Consider the following 17,173-nt stretch of genomic DNA (forward strand, 5'->3'; position numbering starts at 1 on the left):
CTGAACATGGCTAATATATTAACTATATCGACCCAGTAAACCTTAACTTAAATCGTATATTGAGTGATTAGCATATTTAAATGGTGATTTAGTCTTGATAATGGTCATTTAACAAACAAGAAAGCAAAACAGCGCCAAGCGCCCAGAGCCAAGGAAAACCAAGAGCAGTTTTTAGTTAGCCGCAGGGGGCTTACGCTCGGCTAATCTTTACTCTTACTAACAAAATCCATTGGTACTTTTCGATCTTATCTCATCTTTAGCTGGGCACTTGGAGCTGGGCGCTCGGCGCTGCTTTCTAGCCTTGCCAAACGTGTAATTTGGCCCGCAAACGGTGCATGGCTTGACTATGTATTTGACTGACCCGAGACTCGCTCACGTCAAGAATTTGACCAATGTCTTTTAAGTTAAGCTCTTCATCATAATACAAAGACAATACCAAAGCTTCTCGCTCAGGCAAGGTCTTAATGTGTTGCGATAAGGCTTGTTGAAAACGCTGTTTGGCCATGTCTTCAAACGGATTACCCACATGTTGACTCAGCTCTACTTTGCCATCGATGCCGGTTTCAAATTCATCCATTTCTAAGATTTTGCCATTGCTGGTATCGAGCAACATGGCATTGTACACCTCCATGCTCACGCCCAGCTCGTCGGCTACTTCGCGATCGCTGGCATTGCGCCCTTCACGGCGTTGCACTGTATTGATGGCGGCGGCCACTTCGCGACTGTTTTTATGTACCGAACGGGGCACCCAGTCGCCACGGCGAATTTCATCCAGCATGGCACCGCGAATACGAATGCCGGCAAAGGTTTCAAAGCTCGCCCCTTTAGTGGCGTCAAAATTACGGGTCGCCTCTAATAAGCCCACCATGCCCGATTGGATCAAGTCATCCAACAGCACGCTATCTGGCAAACGCGCCAACAAATGGTGCGCGATGCGCCTCACTAAGCCCGCATGGCGCTCCACCAATTGGTTGCCTTGTTGTCTGGCGTACACCAGTGCTTTATTCGCTCCTGACATCTGTCTCTGCCACCGGCGGTTTTAATAGATTTTCGATGAAAAATTGCAAATGGCCTCCTGCACGCTCGGGGGCTGGCCAACTGATGGCTTTACTGGCCAACTGCTTAATGGCCATGGCCGACGGAGAAGTAGGATATTGATTAACCACCAAGGTTTGGCGGCGCACCGCTAACCGTAAGTTGCCATCAAAGGGCACACAGGCCACCAACTCCAGCGCCGCATCCAAGAATCTGTCGGTCACGCGGGTGAGCTTGGCAAACAATTCTTGGCCTTCGCGCTGACTGCGCACCATATTAGCGACGATTTTAAAACGAAATACCCCGTAATCCCGGGATAAGATCTTGATCAAGGCATAGGCGTCGGTAATAGAGGTGGGCTCATCGCACACGATCACCACTACCTCTTGGGCGGCGCGAGAAAAGCTCAGTACCATGTCCGAGATACCGGCTGCCGTATCGACCAATAAAATATCGATGGGCGTTTTCATCTCGCTAAAAGCACGAATTAAGCTCACATGCTCCAGCGGCGACAATTCAGTCATCGACTGATTGCCCGAGGTAGCCGGAATAATCATCATGCCTTGCGGGCCTTCGACTAATACCTCATCAAGGCTGCACTCGCCGCGCAATACGTGTGATAAATTGCGCGTCACCCGAATGCCCAGCAACACATCGACGTTGGCCAGACCTAAGTCCGCATCCAACACCATCACCTTTTTGCCTTGAGCCGCCATGGCCGAGGCCATATTAAGGGCGATATTGGTTTTGCCCACACCACCTTTGCCGCCGGTGACCGAAATAACCTGTACTCTGCTGGTTTTTTGCATAAGCCGCAGTCCACTTGCCTGGTCTTGAAACCAATTATTCATAAAAACGCCCATCCCCTTCATCGGACTCTGAAGATTCCCAGTAGTAGGGTTCTTCTCGACGCTGTTCTACGCTGCCTAATGCCTGCTTGACCAACTCTTGTCCGTTGGCCAACCGCAAGTCTTCTGGCACCCGCTGCCCGTCTGTGATGTAGCTAATGGGCAAGCTATTTTGAATGCTGATATCTAATACATCGCCCAGCGACAAACTCTCATCTAACTTGGTGAGAATGCAGCCCGCGAGCGGAATACGACGAAAATGATCCACCGCCTCCTGTAATACTCGCCGCTGCGCCGTGGCCGGCAACACTAAATAGTTACGAATTTTGATTTGCTTATCACCCACTAGGGTGTCGAGTTGCTCGTTTAAGCGTAAGTCGCGCTGGCCCATGCCCGCGGTGTCAATCAGCACTAAACGCCGATGACGCAGCTGATACAAAGTTTGCGCCAATTCTTGATAAGTGCGCGCTTGCTTCACTACCACGCCCATGATGCGACCATAGGTCTGCAACTGCTCGTGGGCACCAATGCGATAGTGATCCGTGGTGATCAGCGCAATTTGGTCGGCGCCATAACGGGCGGCAAAGCGGGCCGCCAGCTTGGCGATGGTAGTGGTTTTACCCACGCCGGTAGGCCCAAGCAGTGCCACGGCACCGCCTTGACGTAATATTTCATCTTCACCGGTCAGCAATTGCTGATTAAGCGCGGTTTCAATCTGGCTCCACGCTTCATGAGCCGGCGCTTGGTCGTTAATGCGCATCGCTAATTGATCCGCAAAGCCATCGCTGAAACCCAGCTCGTTGAGTTGCTTGATGATCATCGCGCGCACCGGCTCTCGGCGCTCCACTTCTTGCCACATTAGCCCTGAAACTTGGTGTTCAAGTAAACGACGAATGCTGGCAATTTCTTGGCGCATGCCCTGCAGTTCTTTGTCTTTGGCGGATTCTTTACGCTTATGTTCGCGACTGTCATGCAATTGAGGCTGAGCTGAGGAGAGGGGCTGACTCAAGGTTGGCTCGCGACGGCCTTCAGCTCGTGCTGCACCTCGGCCCTCACGTCGACCATAGCCGGCGGCTTGGCTGTCTAACGCGCGGCGATCGGCTAACGAATTATCTAATGCATCACGCCCGGTGCTACGAGCTGTCTCGCGCTCGGCATAGCGTCCTTCTTCGCGCCCTGCTCTCAGTCCTGCCGTTAGCACAGACTCAGTTGTCAATCGCGGATCATTCCAGTCCACTTGCTCGGCTAAAGTTTGTGGCGAAGGCACTTGGCGGCCGCGCATCAGCAACGACTGCAAGGTTTCCGCTTGCTGCTGATCATTCAAAGGGGGGACAAATTGACGCGCATGTGACGATATTTTGACATTATCATCATGCAACGGCCGTTGCAGTGGCGTAACGGGAACTTCGTCGTCGTCCACCGCCGCCACTATCTCAATACCGCCGGAGACTTTTTTATTGGACATGATCACAGCATCATTGCCCAAGACTTCTTTGACTTCGGCCAATGCAGAGCGCATATCTTTTGCAAAAAAACGTTTTATTTTCATTTAGGTTTCACCTGCTTCTGCTGGCACTCTACTGTTGCTGGCCACCCACCGACGCCACAATGCGGATTTGACGGTCATCCGGCACTTCCTGATACGATAATACCCGCAAACTAGGAATCGTGTGTTTAACAAAGCGCGCCAAGGTGGTGCGCAACATGCCCGAGGTCAGTAATATTGCTGGCTGCCCTTCCATCTCTTGATTTGCTGCGGCCTGTGCCAAAGATTGTTGCATGCGCTCGGCCAAACCCGGCTCTATGCCGCTGCCCTGAGCGCCGCCTGCTTGTAATGAGTTCTGCAAGATTTGTTCCAACTCCGGCGCCAAGGTGATCACCGGCAGTTCCCGCTCGGTGCCGGCTATCTCTTGCACCATAAAACGGCGCAGCGCAATACGACACGCCGCTGTTAAAACTTCCGGATCCTGACTCTTGGTCGAGTACTCGGTTAAGGTCTGTAAAATAGTGCGCATATCGCGAATGGTCACCCCTTCATGGAGCAAGCTTTGCAACACTTTGGTCACCAAGCCTAAGCTCATGACATTGGGCACTAAACCCTCCACCAACTTGGGCTGATTGCGGCCCACTTGGTCAATGAGGTTTTGTACTTCTTCATGGCCCAGCAAGACAGAAGCATGGTTAGTCAGCAACTGGCTTAAATGCGTGGCCACCACGGTTGCCGCATCCACCACGGTATAGCCTAAGCTTTGCGCTTGCTCAATTTGGTCTTTGGCAATCCAAGTGGCCTCCAGATCAAAGGCTGGATCCCGGGTGTCTATGCCTTGCACCGGACCAAATACTTGGCCCGGGTTAATGGCGAGCTCTCGTTCGGGATAAATCTCCGCCGAGCCTGAACTCACGCCCATCATGGTTATTTGATATTGGTTGGGGCCAAGCTCTAAGTTGTCGCGAATATGTACCGCAGGAATTAAAAAACCCAGCTCTTGAGAGAGCTTCTTACGCACACCTTTAATGCGGCTCAGCAATTCGCCGCCTTGGGCTTGATCCACCAAGCTTATTAAGCGATAACCCACCTCTAAACCAATGGTGTCCACTTGCGCCACATCGTCCCAGCCCAGCTCTTTGACGTCTGTACTCGGTGGTGACGGTGCTAGCTCTTGCTCCACCAACTCTTGGGCCACGCGGGTATTGCGCTTAGTGGTCCACCAAGCAGCAAAGGCCGACAAGCCCCCTAGCAGCAGAAACGCAAAATGCGGCATGCCAGGCACTAACCCCATAATGATCAAGATGCCCGCAGCAATCGACAGTGCCTTAGGTTTATCAAACAGCTGGCCCAACATGGCTTCACCCATGTCTTCGCTGTTGTTTTGGCGGGTAACGATAATGGCGGCAGCAATAGAGAGCATGAGAGAGGGTATTTGTGCCACCAAGCCATCACCGATAGTGAGCAGGGTATAAATTTTTGCCGCTTCACTAAACGACAGCCCATGCTGGGCCATGCCGATAATAAAGCCGCCAATAATATTGATAAACAAAATCATAATGCCGGCAATGGCATCACCTTTTACGAACTTAGAGGCACCGTCCATGGAACCGTAAAAGTCCGCTTCTTGGGTGACTTCAGCGCGGCGACTTCTGGCTTCATCTTGGTTAATTAAGCCAGCGTTTAAGTCCGCATCAATCGCCATTTGTTTACCTGGCATGGCATCGAGCGTAAAGCGCGCGCTCACTTCGGCAATACGGCCCGCACCCTTGGTCACCACCGCAAAGTTGATGATCATTAAGATCAAAAACACGATTAAACCAACCGCATAGTTGCCGCCAATCACCACATTACCAAAGGCTTCAATAACGTTACCCGCGGCACCCTCGCCCATGTGCCCTTCTAACAACACCACTCGGGTTGAGGCCACGTTCAGCGCCAGCCGCAGCAAGGTCGCCACCAATAACACAGTCGGGAAAGCGGCAAAGTCCAACGGGCGTTTGCTATATACCGCCACCAATAAGATGACCAAGGCGAGAGAGATATTAAAGGAGAACAGCACATCGAGCAGCAGCGCAGGTATGGGTAACACCACCATGCCCAGTGCGGCCAACACCAATAATGGCGTGCCTATGCCCTTGCTAAACCAAGTAGACCAAGGCCCCAACTGTTGAACTTTGTCCTTAAATGCCATTACCACTAACTTGTCACCAAAGAGAGATAGCGATAACTATGCAAGAATTGAGCCAAACAAAAAACGCCGTACCCCGTAGCCGCTCCTTCTTTTAAACAAAGAGTATTCGCCGGGCCAGCGCAGCTGGATTAGTTTAAGACCAATATCAAGAACCAAACCGCGCCGAATAAATTGGCGCCTACAAACCACGCTCCCTGTAGCCGGCAATTTATTCGCCGGGCCAGCGTAGCTGGATTGGTTTAAGACCAGGATTAAGAACCAAACCGCGCCGAATAAATTGGCGCCTACAAACCACGCTCCCTGTAGCCGGCAATTTATTCGCCGGGCCAGCGTAGCTGGATTGGTTTAAGACCAGGATCAAGAACCAAACCGCGCCGAATAAATTGGCGCCTACAAACCACGCTCCCTGTAGCCATCAATTTATTCGCCGGGCCAGCGTGGCTGGATAGATTTAAGAAAAGATCCTGATGGGCATCAGGATGACGGCAAAAAAGGCGCTTACCGCTGCCTTTACAAAGGCCTATCCGCTTTAAACTCGTCAGGGATCGGCAGGTCGTCTTTTAGGGCGGTGGGTTTTCGGCCTTGGCCTTTGCGCCAGTTATTTAACTGAAACACGTAAGCTAATACTTGGGCGACCGCCACAAACAGGCCATCAGGAATTTCGCCATCCACCTTAGTGGAGAAATAAATGGCCCGTGTCAGCGCTGGCGACGAAATCACCGGTATTTCGTATTCACGGGCAATTTCGCGAATTTTTAATGCCACTTCATCGAGGCCTTTGGCTACCACTTTAGGGGCGGCACCTGGGGTAAATTTGTCGTAACGCAGTGCCACCGAGAAATGGGTCGGGTTGACCACTACTACGTCTGCATCGGGCACATCACCCATCATGCGCCGGTTGGCCATTTCTTGCTGCAGGCGTCTGATACGCCCTTTTACTTCCGGCTTACCTTCACTGTTTTTATATTCGTCTTTGATTTCTTGCAGCGTCATCTTCAGCTGGCGCGTGTGGTTCCATATTTGAAACGGCACGTCTATGGCTACAATCGGCAACAGGGCCAAACACAGTACTAGTCCCATGTTTAACACCAGATCCGTGGCCTCTACCATGGCCGCGGGTAAGCTCTCATTGCTGAGGCGTAAAATATTATCGAATTGCCCCCACAGCACCGCAACGGCAAGCGTGGCAATAAACACCACCTTGGCAATTGATTTGAGCAATTCCACCATAGCTTGCACGCCAAACATGCGCTTTAAGCCTTTGGCAGGGCTCATTTTATTTAGCTTGGGCATCATGGCTTGGGTGCTAAAGTTAATGCCGCCCAGCAAGCTGTTGCCCACTAACGCGGCCACCAACACAATGGCGAACAGCCCGAGCAAGGGCCACGTTAGGGCCAATATGGAGTCCCGAAACGCCGGCATCATGGAGTCAGGATCGAATAAGACCGCCCGCTCCACAGAAAAGTTAGCTTTAAAGACTTTAAACAGCGCCACGGTCAGCGCATCGCCGACCATGATTAAGCCAAAGGCACCGCTCAATAATACCGCCGCCGTGCCTAGCTCTTTAGAGCGGGGAATTTGACCTTTTTCTCGGGCTTGGCGTAGCCGTTGCTCCGTAGGGAGTTCCGTTTTTTCCTGACCATCGGATTCTGCCATTTAGCCCCCTTCACAGGTAAGCAGCAAGGTGTCGCACATCACCAATTGGATGCGATGCCACTGGTTTTCAAAGTGGCCTAAGAAGCCACCCAGCGTCAGCCATAAAATAAATAAGCCACACACCATGCTCACGGCAAAACCAATACTAAAAATATTCAGCTGCGGTGCGGCACGGGTCATAATGCCAAAGGTGAAGTTAATCAGTAGCATAGCCACGATTGCCGACAGCGACATGGCCACCGCCGCATAAAACAGCATCGTCAGCAGGCCGGCCAATTGCTGCCAACTGGCCACGCTGATGCCACTCATGGACACGGGCAGCGTTTCAAAGCTCATCACTATGGCTTCAATCATCACCAAATGGCCATTGAGCGCTAAAAACAGCAAGGTGCCCAGCATCAAATACAGCTGACCGACCACGGGCGTGGACTGGCCGTTAAGCGGATCCACCATGGAGGCAAAACCCAAACTGGTTTGCATGGCGATCACTTGGCCGCCGGTCACGAAGGCCTGCACTAAAAACTGCGAGAGTAAGCCAATCGCGGCGCCAATCAGCACCTGCTGAGCGGTGATCAAAAAGCCACCAATAGAGAACAGCGCCACATCTGGCATCACCGGTAATACCGGGGCTACGGCTATGGTAATGGCCACCGCCAGTAACAGTCGGTTAAACATAGGTGTCAGGTTGGCGCCAAACATCACCATGGTCATCATCATGCCGGCGATCCGGCACAGCGGCCATAAATAGCTAGCCAGCCACAGCAATATTTGATCAGTGGAAAAATTCACGCGGTTCCTTTAACTATGGTGAAGGGTGAAGCGAACGAGATAACACCAAGCCCTCAATCAAAAATCTTGGGTATTGAAGCTGAACGTTTAAACCGTTCCGCCTGGGTTGAAATGCGAGAACAAGTGTTCGCCTACTAAACCACAACAAGATCCTGACGTGCAGCAGGATGACGGCATAAACAAAACACATCACTTTTCTTGGCCATCTTACCGGACTCGCTCCGGTATCTCGCTCTTGGCATTAAAGCCAAACAAGATCCTGACGTGCGTCAGGATGATGGCAGAAACAAAACACATCACTTTTCTTGGCCGTCTTACCGGACTCGCTCCGGTATCTCGCTCTTGGCATTAAAGCCAAACAAGATCCTGACGTGCGTCAGGATGATGGCAGAAACAAAACACATCACTTTTCTTGGCCATCTTACCGGACTCGCTCCGGTATCTCGCTCTTGGCATTAAAGCCAAACAAGATCCTGACGTGCGCCAGGATGACGGCATAAACAAAAACACCGCCGCCATTTTTTAAGGTTTAGGTGCTCCCCTCACTCTTTACGCCTAACCCTTCACGCCTTTCGGCTAACCTATCACCTGCGGTATTTGTTCGATTATCTCGTAGAAGAAGTCCATTAACATGCCAAAGCCCCAGTGGGCGCCAACGGCCAGTCCGCCTAGAGTCACTAATAAGCGGGGTAAGAAGCTTAAGGTTTGTTCGTTAATGGAGGTGGCGGCCTGAAATACCGCCACCGTTAAACCGACAGCGAGGCTGGGTAAGATTACCGCCGATACCAATACCGTTACTAGCCACAGGGCGCTGCGAAAGATATCGACGAATACTTCTGGGCTCATTTATCCGGCTCCTAAGCCAAAGCTGTTGGCCAGTGTCCCCATAATTAGGCTCCAGCCATCCACCAGCACAAATAGCATCAGTTTAAAGGGCAACGAAATAATCATCGGCGACAGCATCATCATACCCATGGCCATCAAAATACTGGCCACCACTAAGTCGATCACCAAGAAAGGTAAAAACAGCATAAAACCAATCTGAAAGGCAGTTTTTAGCTCACTGGTTACAAACGCGGGGATGATGACGCGCAGCGGCACTTCTGCTTCGCTATCTACTTGAATATTGGCGATATTAAGAAAGGTTTCCAGATCCTTAACCCGCGTTTGCGACAACATAAAATCGCGGATCGGTAACTCAGCAAACGACAACGCCTCTTTCGAGGTGATCTCTTCTGCTAAATAAGGCTGCAAGGCCGTTTCGTTCACTTTATCCAGCACCGGCGACATAATAAAAAACGACAAAAATAAGCTAATACCAATCAACACTTGGTTATTAGGGCTTTGTTGTAGACCCATAGCCTGACGTAAAATTGACAGTACTATGATGATCCGCGTGAAAGACGTCATCATAATGACGATCGCTGGCAAGAACGACAGCGCCGTCATCAGTGCTAACACTTGCAAGGTCAGGCTGTATTCTTGACTACCGTCCGCATTGGTGGTCACGGTTACCGCCGACATGCCTTGCTGAGCCATAGCAGGGGTGGCCAACAGCATAAGTAGCATTATCAGCAGTAAGACTGGCCAACTCCGTTTAAGGCGAGCAACCCCGCCACTCAAACCAGACGCTAACCCAAGGTTCATCGTGCTGCTCATTGCCCTTCCTTGGTGAGCGGCTCAGGATTGCGTTTCGCCAAAAAACTTTTCGCCTGTTCAACCACCAATGGCTGTTCTAATTTGCCCAAGTGAGAGATCTGTTGCGCAGTAACGCCCAGCAACCATTGCTCTTCGCCCACTTGCACCACTATCACCCGCTCCCGCTGGCCGAGTGCCAATGAGGCTACTATTTTCAGCTGACGGCTGCCGCCCAATAGTGCCGCACCACGCAAACGGCGCAAGATCCAGCCAAGCACTAAAATGGCACCAATCACTAATAAAGAGGATAAGGCCCATGAGTCCCACTTAATTTCTGGCCCTTCCGCCAGCACTGCAGTAGGCAACAGCAATAAGATAAGAAATGCGCGCATTATTTAAGCTTTTTAATACGTTCGGTTTGACTGATCACATCGGTCAGTCGAATACCAAACTTGTCGTTCACCACCACCACTTCGCCGTGGGCGATCAAGGTGCCGTTAACCATCACATCCAGCGGCTCACCCGCTAAACGGTCCAGCTCCACTACCGAGCCTTGGTTAAGCTGCAACAGATTACGAATGCTGATCTGAGTGCGGCCAACTTCCATCGAAATAGTCACAGGAATATCTAAGATGGCGTCCAGCTTGCGTCTTTCGTCGCCAGACAACGGCTTATTACTGCTGACGTTAAAATCATCCAGCTCTACGGGCTTGACCGAGCCTGCATCATCTTGTTCCGGCTGGCTTTCTTTAACGCTCTGCTCGGCCATGGCTTCGCCCCAAACGTCATCTATCTCGTTTTGTTCATCACTCATGATGCATCCTCGATCGTTCTTTCTAATTCTGCTAATTCGGCTTCACCGTCAATGCGAATACCGCGGCGCGTTACCTGATTGAGTTCGTTTTTAACGGTGTCTGGCTTCTTAATCTTTTCATTAATCCGCACCGCCATTTTATCGTGCGAGCGACCCAATTGGCCACGAAAGCTCGGCAAGCCTTCTACGGACACTAATAAATGTTCAGGCATATCGATGGGAATAATATCGCCAGTTTTAAGCTCCATAATATTGCCTAGGCTCAGCTCTTTTTCTAACAGCCGCACCGACATATCCACTTTCACATCGAGAATTTCATCACGCAGCGCCTTGCTCCAGCGCAAGTCATTTTCACCTTTGTCACTTTGTACCCCCGCATCCAGCAGCTCACGAATGGGCTCCAGCATGCCGTAGGGCAAGGTGACGTGAAAATCACCGCCGCCGCCATCCAGCTCAATATGAAACGAGCTCACCACCACCACTTCCGTGGGGCTGACGATATTGGCCATGGTCGGGTTCACTTCTGAGTCTAAGTATTCAAACTCCACATCCATGACCGGCGCCCAAGCTTCTTTATAATCTTCAAATACCAATTTGAGCAGCAATTGAATCACGCGTCGCTCGGTAGGCGTAAATTCACGACCTTCAATTTTGGCATGACGACCGTCGCCACCAAAAAAGTTGTCCACCAAAATAAACACCAAGCGCGCTTCCATGGTCACCAGACCTATGCCTTTAAGCGGCCGAAAGCGCACCATGTTTAAACTGGTGGGCAAAAATAACGAATGCACGTATTCGCCAAACTTAATCATTTGCACGCCATTCACCGACACTTCGGCGGTGCGACGCATCATATTAAATAAGCTGATGCGCATATGGCGGGCAAAACGTTCGTTAACCATCTCAAGGGTCGGCATGCGCCCACGCACGATGCGATCTTGAGAGGAAAAATCGAACATAGAAACGCCGCCCGCATTACCGGCCGACTCATCTTCTACATCATCTACCCCGTGTAACAGGGCATCAATTTCATCCTGAGATAATAGATCGCTCACGATTCACCTATTGCATTACGATACTGGTAAACAGCACTTTTTCGACCAAGGGTTTGCCCACTTCTTCGGTTAGCACCGCGTTCAGTTCATCAAGCGCTTCTTGCTTGACGGTGAGTTTGCCTTCTGCCGTAAGGTAGTTATCGGCGGTTTGCCGGCTAAATACCGTGAGTAAGGTACTTTCTAATAACGGCAGATGACGCTGGGCGAGCGCTTGGCCTTGATCGCCGCGCACCATTAGTTGCACTTCTATCTGCACTAAACGCTCACGCCGCCCCGCCGTTACCGGGAAAATAAATGGCCGCGATAAGCCCACATACAGCGCCTTATTATTCACTACCGGCTCTTTTTCGACGTTATCGGCGGAGGGTTTTAATAGCATGAAGGCACCGCCACCCACCGCCACTAACAACAGACTGATAATAATTAAAATCAGTTTGCGTTTGTACCATGCCACTTTGGGCATGATCAGATCGTCTGCCATGGTTACCCTTAAATTAATTACCCTTCGTTGGTGCCCATCACTTTTACATAAAGTATGTCGTTATCACCAACGCGCCCTAGTGTACTCGTTTCGTTTAAGCAAAAAAGTCTATTTTGGCACCATCAGCGCCGTCACGTGTGTGCGGCTGCGAATCTAACGTTTGCTCTTGTATTGCATCACCGCTGGCAGAATAACTGCGCCACTGGCTTTCTTGCCCTGTTTGGCTCGCTTGCTGACCCGCTTGTTGCTGGCCGGACTGACCTGACTCACCCTGAGCAAACCCTTGAGATAAGAAACTGCCATTGGCCTGATTTGGGCCTGATTGCTGCTGGTTAGCTTGTTGTCCGGCTTGCTGCTGGCTAGATTGCTGCTGGCCTTGGTGTAAGTTCATGCCTTGTTGCTGCAGCATTTCTCTTAAACGCGGCATGGCCTGCTCAAGCAATTCGCGCGCTTGTGGGTGGCTGGCCACAAATTGCACCTGTACTTCGCCTTGCTCCATGCGAATTTGAATGCGCATGGCACCAAATTCAGACGGATTCAGCTTTATATCTGCTTCTTGTAAGTTTTGACTGACCACCACTTGCGCTTGTTGTGCTAACTGCTTGGCATTTTGCTCGGCGGAGCCATGTAGCGTCAGCGCCTTGTCTAACATAGCGGTACGCTCAGGCGTGGCGGCCAATAAGGCGTGTTCGCGATTGATGAATAAACCGCTGGCCTCTTGGCCACTGGTCGATGATTGAGTGTTAGCGTCTGCAGTGCCCATCGTCACAAAGTGAGCGGTATTACTCGCCAAGGCAGTGAGCGGCTCAGCATCCTGATTACGATCAGACTTCGCCAATGCCGCATTAATGGCTCGCGCCGCGCTGGACTTCTCACCTAACGCTAAAGCGGTATCTGCGTCTAAACTTACGCCCGCCTTGGTGCTCACCGTATTCGGCCCCTGCGACCAGCGTTTGCCATGTTCAATTTGCGCCAACCATTCCGGTGCCGCAGCCCGCGCCGCCGTATCGGGAGCCAAGCTCACCGCTCGCGTGTTTTGCTCGGCTTTGGCGTCTTGCTCACTTACTTGAGCCGAAACGTTAACCTCGGCGTGCTCCGCCAGTATTTGCGCAGCTTGGTTCGCGGCTTGAGTTACTTGAGTTTGCGTTACTTGAGCTTGAGCGCCTTGGGCTTGGCCCGATAGAGATGTGACCGATTGAGATGCAGCTGATTGCGTGGCCGAAGACGTGACCGCTTGCAAGCTAGGAGCTTGGGCAGCGCCGAAAGCTGATGAGCTAACGCTCGCTGGCTTATCGGTTGCTTTGGCTGCGTCTTCTGTTGGCTCTGCGCTGTTACCCGCCCCTGCCGATAAAGCAGCGTTGTTCGCTGGCACGGCGGCTTGGTTAGCTGCAACAGGGGCTTTGGCTGCTATATCGGCTGCGACTTTTGCTTCATTCGCTGTCACTTTATCTGAGCTCTGAGCGGCGGCTGAAGCCTTAGCCGCATCGCCCACAAGCGGTGATTTTACGCTGGCTTGATCGGCGTTCACGGCTATTTGAGCAGAAGAAGTTGCAGACTCAGGCGGCAAAACTCTGCCACCTTGCCCCGTTGCCGCTGCGCTTTTAGTTTCGCTTTTTATTTCATTATTAGCTGCAGTATCGCTTTCAGACTCGAGCAGAGTACTGGCCTGAGCGTTAACTTGAGCACTGTTCTGAGTGCTTAGTGCCGCTTTTTCACTGGCTTTATTCTCTGTGAGCTTATTATCGGCATTGGCGGGAATGGCGGGAATGGGCTCGACCTTGGATGCATGCAACTCAGGGGCAAGATTGAGAGTAGCGAAGGCAGGCTGTGCCCAAGCTGACGCAAGATCTTCTTCACCATCTGCAGCTTGTTCAGGCTGAGCTTGAGCGTCGGTTTTGCTCGTTTTAGCTTCAGTAGCTGCAGCTTTAGTAGTTATAGCCGTGTTCGCTGTAGCTGCGCCGGTATCGGCTTGGCTCTTAGCGTCAGGTTGAGCATCGGCTTCACCTTGCTCATCCGCCTTAGCAATAACCTGCGGCGCCGACTGCTCTGCTAAATTTTCTGACTGACTATTAACTGACTTATCTTTCGCAGCAGCGCTTTGGGTCGATGATGAGGACTGACTTTCAGACTCTTTTGAAAACACTTCAGCAAACAGGCCGCCGTTAGCAGCCTCTGCATTCTTGCCCGCGCCTGAGGCTTGACCCGCAGTGCTGGCTTTACCCACAGCTGAGCCGCCCAGCTCTGAGCCAGAAGGCATGCTTACCGACATTATATTCATGGTCATATTAAAATGTTCCCCATCAATCCTGCGGCTTAATCGTCAGCCAAAAATGCTTTATCTCGTGCCACACCCAAGCAACCCAAGACTAATGCCAGATCAATGCAAGAAATGAACCAAGATGTAAGGGCAGCGCTACGCGCAATAATGGTGAAGGGTGAATGGTGAATGGTGAATGGTGAAAAATTTTGCACGCGGACAGTGTTGCGCTTTGGCTTTTGTAGAGGCCGCTTTAGCTGGCCGGTGTTGTGCAGCAACACTTAAACATCAAACACCAAAAACATTGAACCTCGTAGCTCGGCGCTTTCATCGGTAGAAATATGCTTTTAAAGCCCAGCAAAGCTGGGCCAGCCGGCTGAAGCGGCTTCTACAGGTAAATGTCTTTTATTGGGCACTACCACTATCTTTGAGCATTCTTTTGGCTATAGAAGCGATGCAGGGTGAGTTCGTCGAGCATCTTTTGTTCTTGCTTGTCGCTTTCTTTTTGCTGCCGCTCAGCTTCGCGCTCAAGCAGGGTTTCTATAGCTTGCTTGCGGGCGCGCACCGCCATCCAAGCGGTGCGAGTTTGTTCAACTTGCGCTCTAGCATTGCTGAGCCCGTCTACTTGCTGCTCTTGGGCGGCTTCTAGCTTATTGATAAAGCCTTGAAAGTGACTAAATTGATTGGCGCTTAAGCCTTCACGACCGCGCTTTTGAAAGTCTTCACTGTAGTTGCGCTGATATTGGCTCAGCATTTGCTGCTGCTGCGCTAATTGCTGCAATTGTAATTGCGCAGCCGAGAGCTCCGCCGAAGCTTGGCGCTCTTTATTATCTAATTGTTCGAGTAATAAATGCAGTGCTCTGCTCATTGCTTAGCCTTACCTGATTACGTATGAACCTCAGCCATAACGCACCCTGTTTCGGTTTGTTCTTTGTAGCTGCCCCGTCTCTTTAATAAAGAGGACTTCGGCAGGCCAGCTCTGCTGGCTGTTACTGAGGTTTAGATTTAAACCCAAACACCAAACCGGGCCGAAGTCCTCTTCGCCGAAGAGACGGGCCCCTACAAGGTCGAAATACCAAACTGAGCCTCATATTCTTCACCGAAGAGGCGGTGCCTACCTGTCACCTATTGAATTCATTGGTGCTGAGTTCTCTGAAACATGGCTGAGCTTTGTGGGTAATCAGGTAGCCTTATCCATGCGAAGGGTGAAGCGGAAAAATAACATCAAACCTAACACCATTTTTGCCACGGAATCCACGGAAGAACACGGAACAATAGAGATCAGATCTGAAAGGGTCTTAATATATAAGGGATAAACACCAACCCACCAAAGAGCATGCTCTTACCCCCCAAGACTCTTAGTCACTTTTCGCTCGTATCTCAGCTTAATTTTTCTGCGGGTTCCGTGTTCTTCCGTGGCAGATTAGTCCCTAGTTTTAGCTCTTAATAACTAAAGTCACGTGCTTACCTTCACGCGCTTAATTCGCCCTTAACAGCGGCCCGCTGATATGCGCCAAGTCCGCCAAACACATGGGCATTTCTACTACGTCTGTCATGCTTTGGGTTAAAAAGTGCTCTAAGCGCGGGCGGATTTGAATCGCCATATCGATGCGCGGATCGGCACCGGACTGATAAGCGCCCAAATTGATCAAATCGTGATTTTGCTGATACAGCGCATAGGCCTGCTTGACCACCCGCGCTTGTTGCTGATGTTCTTGGGTGGTGACTGCCGTCATCACCCGGCTGATGGATTTTTCAATATCGATGGCCGGATAATGGCCGCTGTCCGCCAATTGACGAGACAAGACGATGTGGCCATCTAAGATAGCTCGCGAGGCATCGGCAATCGGGTCTTGCAAGTCATCGCCTTCGGTTAATACCGTAAAAAAGGCGGTAATGCTGCCCTGCCCTTCGCCGCCGTTACCGGCGCGCTCCACCAGTGCCGGCAGGCGAGCAAACACAGAGGGCGGATAGCCCTTGCTGGCCGGCGGTTCGCCCACCGCCAGTGCGATTTCGCGCTGGGCTTGGGCATAACGGGTTAAGGAGTCCATCAGCAGCAAAACATTTAAATTTTGGTCACGAAAATATTCCGCCAAAGTTAAGGCGGTTTCACAGCCTTTAAGGCGCATTAGGGGCGACGAATCCGCAGGGGCGGCGACCACCACTGAGCGCGCACGGCCCTCAACACCCAATATTTCATCGATAAATTCTTTTACTTCTCGGCCCCGCTCGCCAATTAAGCCCACTACCACTACATCGGCTTTAGCACCGCGAGTCATCATGCCCATCAGCACACTCTTACCCACGCCAGAGCCTGCAAATAAGCCCATGCGCTGGCCTTGGCCGACGGTGATCAGTGCGTTAATGGCGCGCACACCCACATCCATCACCTCACGAATGGGTTTGCGCGCCATGGGGTTTAATCGTGGAGCGGTAAAATCGGCGGTTTTGGTGGTCACAATGGGGCCTAAACCGTCCAGCGGTTGGCCGATACCGTCAATTACTCGGCCTAGTAATTCCATGCCCACCGGCACACCTTCGCCTTGGCCCACAGGGGTCACGCGCGCGCCGGGGATCACGCCTTTTAGCGATTCGCTGGGCATTAAAAACAGCTTATCGTCAGAAAAGCCCACCACTTCGGCGTCCATGTCGCCAAACAACGTTTGAATTTTACACAAACTGCCCACGGCGGCGGTACAACCTACGGCTTCCAGCGTTAAGCCCACCACGCGGGTAAGTTTGCCGCTGGCGGCCATGGCGGGTACTAAGCCTTTGGTTTGGTAAGCGTTAAGCCGTTTAAGGAGGGGCATTTTAGTCTTTGGCTGTGCGCTGCTACTTGGCTGCTTATGGCTACTTGGCGGCAGAGGGCTATTCTGCGGCAGAGGAGTATCTTGCGACATAGCGCTACCCTGTTGCTCAA

General features: G+C 51.5%; 15 protein-coding genes. All 15 read right to left on the reverse strand.

The genetic code is table 11. From position 1 onward, the window contains the following. Positions 1-295 precede the first annotated feature (295 nt). Positions 296-1,018 carry an RNA polymerase sigma factor FliA gene (locus tag R0134_RS10225; RefSeq protein ID WP_319781814.1) on the reverse strand — a complete coding sequence of 241 codons (723 nt, stop codon included), beginning with the start codon at positions 1,016-1,018 and terminating at the stop codon, positions 296-298. After that, a complete protein-coding gene (locus R0134_RS10230; protein WP_319781815.1) occupies positions 1,002-1,886 on the reverse strand; it encodes a MinD/ParA family protein in 885 nt (294 codons plus the stop codon). The genes R0134_RS10225 and R0134_RS10230 overlap by 17 nt, the downstream gene beginning before the upstream one ends. Further along, on the reverse strand, positions 1,879-3,432 hold the full coding sequence (flhF, locus tag R0134_RS10235) for a flagellar biosynthesis protein FlhF (protein ID WP_319781816.1): 1,554 nt from the start codon (positions 3,430-3,432) through the stop codon (positions 1,879-1,881). The genes R0134_RS10230 and flhF overlap by 8 nt, the downstream gene beginning before the upstream one ends. A gap of 28 nt (positions 3,433-3,460) precedes the next feature. Next, positions 3,461-5,563, reverse strand: a complete 2,103-nt coding sequence (gene flhA, locus R0134_RS10240) for a flagellar biosynthesis protein FlhA (RefSeq protein ID WP_319781817.1) — start codon at positions 5,561-5,563, stop codon at positions 3,461-3,463. A 510-nt stretch (positions 5,564-6,073) separates the two neighbouring features. Beyond that, positions 6,074-7,219 carry a flagellar biosynthesis protein FlhB gene (flhB, locus tag R0134_RS10245; RefSeq protein ID WP_319781818.1) on the reverse strand — a complete coding sequence of 382 codons (1,146 nt, stop codon included), beginning with the start codon at positions 7,217-7,219 and terminating at the stop codon, positions 6,074-6,076. Beyond that, positions 7,220-8,008, reverse strand: a complete 789-nt coding sequence (gene fliR, locus R0134_RS10250) for a flagellar biosynthetic protein FliR (RefSeq protein WP_319781819.1) — start codon at positions 8,006-8,008, stop codon at positions 7,220-7,222. It lies immediately after the preceding gene. Positions 8,009-8,584: 576 nt separating this feature from the next. Further along, positions 8,585-8,854: a flagellar biosynthesis protein FliQ gene (gene fliQ / locus R0134_RS10255; RefSeq protein WP_319781820.1), complete on the reverse strand. Its 270-nt coding sequence runs from the start codon at positions 8,852-8,854 to the stop codon at positions 8,585-8,587. Next, the gene (fliP, locus tag R0134_RS10260; RefSeq protein ID WP_319784350.1) at positions 8,855-9,577 is read right to left on the reverse strand and encodes a flagellar type III secretion system pore protein FliP; all 723 of its coding nucleotides are present in this window, start codon (positions 9,575-9,577) and stop codon (positions 8,855-8,857) included. It lies immediately after the preceding gene. Between the two features lie 86 nt (positions 9,578-9,663). After that, on the reverse strand, positions 9,664-10,038 hold the full coding sequence (fliO, locus tag R0134_RS10265) for a flagellar biosynthetic protein FliO (protein ID WP_319781821.1): 375 nt from the start codon (positions 10,036-10,038) through the stop codon (positions 9,664-9,666). Further along, on the reverse strand, positions 10,038-10,460 hold the full coding sequence (fliN, locus tag R0134_RS10270; RefSeq protein ID WP_319781822.1) for a flagellar motor switch protein FliN: 423 nt from the start codon (positions 10,458-10,460) through the stop codon (positions 10,038-10,040). Before fliN ends, fliO begins: the two co-directional genes overlap by 1 nt. Beyond that, positions 10,457-11,515: a flagellar motor switch protein FliM gene (gene fliM / locus R0134_RS10275; protein WP_319781823.1), complete on the reverse strand. Its 1,059-nt coding sequence runs from the start codon at positions 11,513-11,515 to the stop codon at positions 10,457-10,459. Before fliM ends, fliN begins: the two co-directional genes overlap by 4 nt. Positions 11,516-11,522: 7 nt before the next feature. Continuing rightward, positions 11,523-11,996, reverse strand: coding sequence for a flagellar basal body-associated FliL family protein (locus R0134_RS10280; RefSeq protein ID WP_319781824.1), 474 nt, complete (start codon positions 11,994-11,996; stop codon positions 11,523-11,525). A gap of 94 nt (positions 11,997-12,090) precedes the next feature. After that, positions 12,091-14,280: a flagellar hook-length control protein FliK gene (locus R0134_RS10285; RefSeq protein WP_319781825.1), complete on the reverse strand. Its 2,190-nt coding sequence runs from the start codon at positions 14,278-14,280 to the stop codon at positions 12,091-12,093. Between the two features lie 394 nt (positions 14,281-14,674). After that, positions 14,675-15,121: a flagellar export protein FliJ gene (gene fliJ / locus R0134_RS10290; RefSeq protein WP_319781826.1), complete on the reverse strand. Its 447-nt coding sequence runs from the start codon at positions 15,119-15,121 to the stop codon at positions 14,675-14,677. A 610-nt stretch (positions 15,122-15,731) separates the two neighbouring features. Beyond that, positions 15,732-17,063: a flagellar protein export ATPase FliI gene (gene fliI, locus R0134_RS10295; RefSeq protein ID WP_413641459.1), complete on the reverse strand. Its 1,332-nt coding sequence runs from the start codon at positions 17,061-17,063 to the stop codon at positions 15,732-15,734. Positions 17,064-17,173: the final 110 nt, after the last annotated feature.

It is taken from the genome of Oceanisphaera sp. IT1-181 (assembly GCF_033807535.1).
In the GTDB taxonomy this organism is placed as follows: domain Bacteria; phylum Pseudomonadota; class Gammaproteobacteria; order Enterobacterales; family Aeromonadaceae; genus Oceanimonas.

What these genes read in the sequence shown, in the direction of transcription:
- fliN (WP_319781822.1), bottom strand. Translation starts at nt 10,460, where the DNA reads ATGAGTGATGAACAAAACGAGATAGATGACGTTTGGGGCGAAGCCATG.
- flhA (WP_319781817.1), bottom strand. Translation starts at nt 5,563, where the DNA reads ATGGCATTTAAGGACAAAGTTCAACAGTTGGGGCCTTGGTCTACTTGG.
- R0134_RS10225 (WP_319781814.1), bottom strand. Translation starts at nt 1,018, where the DNA reads ATGTCAGGAGCGAATAAAGCACTGGTGTACGCCAGACAACAAGGCAAC.
- flhB (WP_319781818.1), bottom strand. Translation starts at nt 7,219, where the DNA reads ATGGCAGAATCCGATGGTCAGGAAAAAACGGAACTCCCTACGGAGCAA.
- R0134_RS10285 (WP_319781825.1), bottom strand. Translation starts at nt 14,280, where the DNA reads ATGACCATGAATATAATGTCGGTAAGCATGCCTTCTGGCTCAGAGCTG.
- fliQ (WP_319781820.1), bottom strand. Translation starts at nt 8,854, where the DNA reads ATGAGCCCAGAAGTATTCGTCGATATCTTTCGCAGCGCCCTGTGGCTA.
- R0134_RS10230 (WP_319781815.1), bottom strand. Translation starts at nt 1,886, where the DNA reads ATGAATAATTGGTTTCAAGACCAGGCAAGTGGACTGCGGCTTATGCAA.
- flhF (WP_319781816.1), bottom strand. Translation starts at nt 3,432, where the DNA reads ATGAAAATAAAACGTTTTTTTGCAAAAGATATGCGCTCTGCATTGGCC.
- fliJ (WP_319781826.1), bottom strand. Translation starts at nt 15,121, where the DNA reads ATGAGCAGAGCACTGCATTTATTACTCGAACAATTAGATAATAAAGAG.
- fliP (WP_319784350.1), bottom strand. Translation starts at nt 9,577, where the DNA reads ATGCTACTTATGCTGTTGGCCACCCCTGCTATGGCTCAGCAAGGCATG.
- fliO (WP_319781821.1), bottom strand. Translation starts at nt 10,038, where the DNA reads ATGCGCGCATTTCTTATCTTATTGCTGTTGCCTACTGCAGTGCTGGCG.
- R0134_RS10280 (WP_319781824.1), bottom strand. Translation starts at nt 11,996, where the DNA reads ATGGCAGACGATCTGATCATGCCCAAAGTGGCATGGTACAAACGCAAA.
- fliI (WP_413641459.1), bottom strand. Translation starts at nt 17,063, where the DNA reads ATGCCCCTCCTTAAACGGCTTAACGCTTACCAAACCAAAGGCTTAGTA.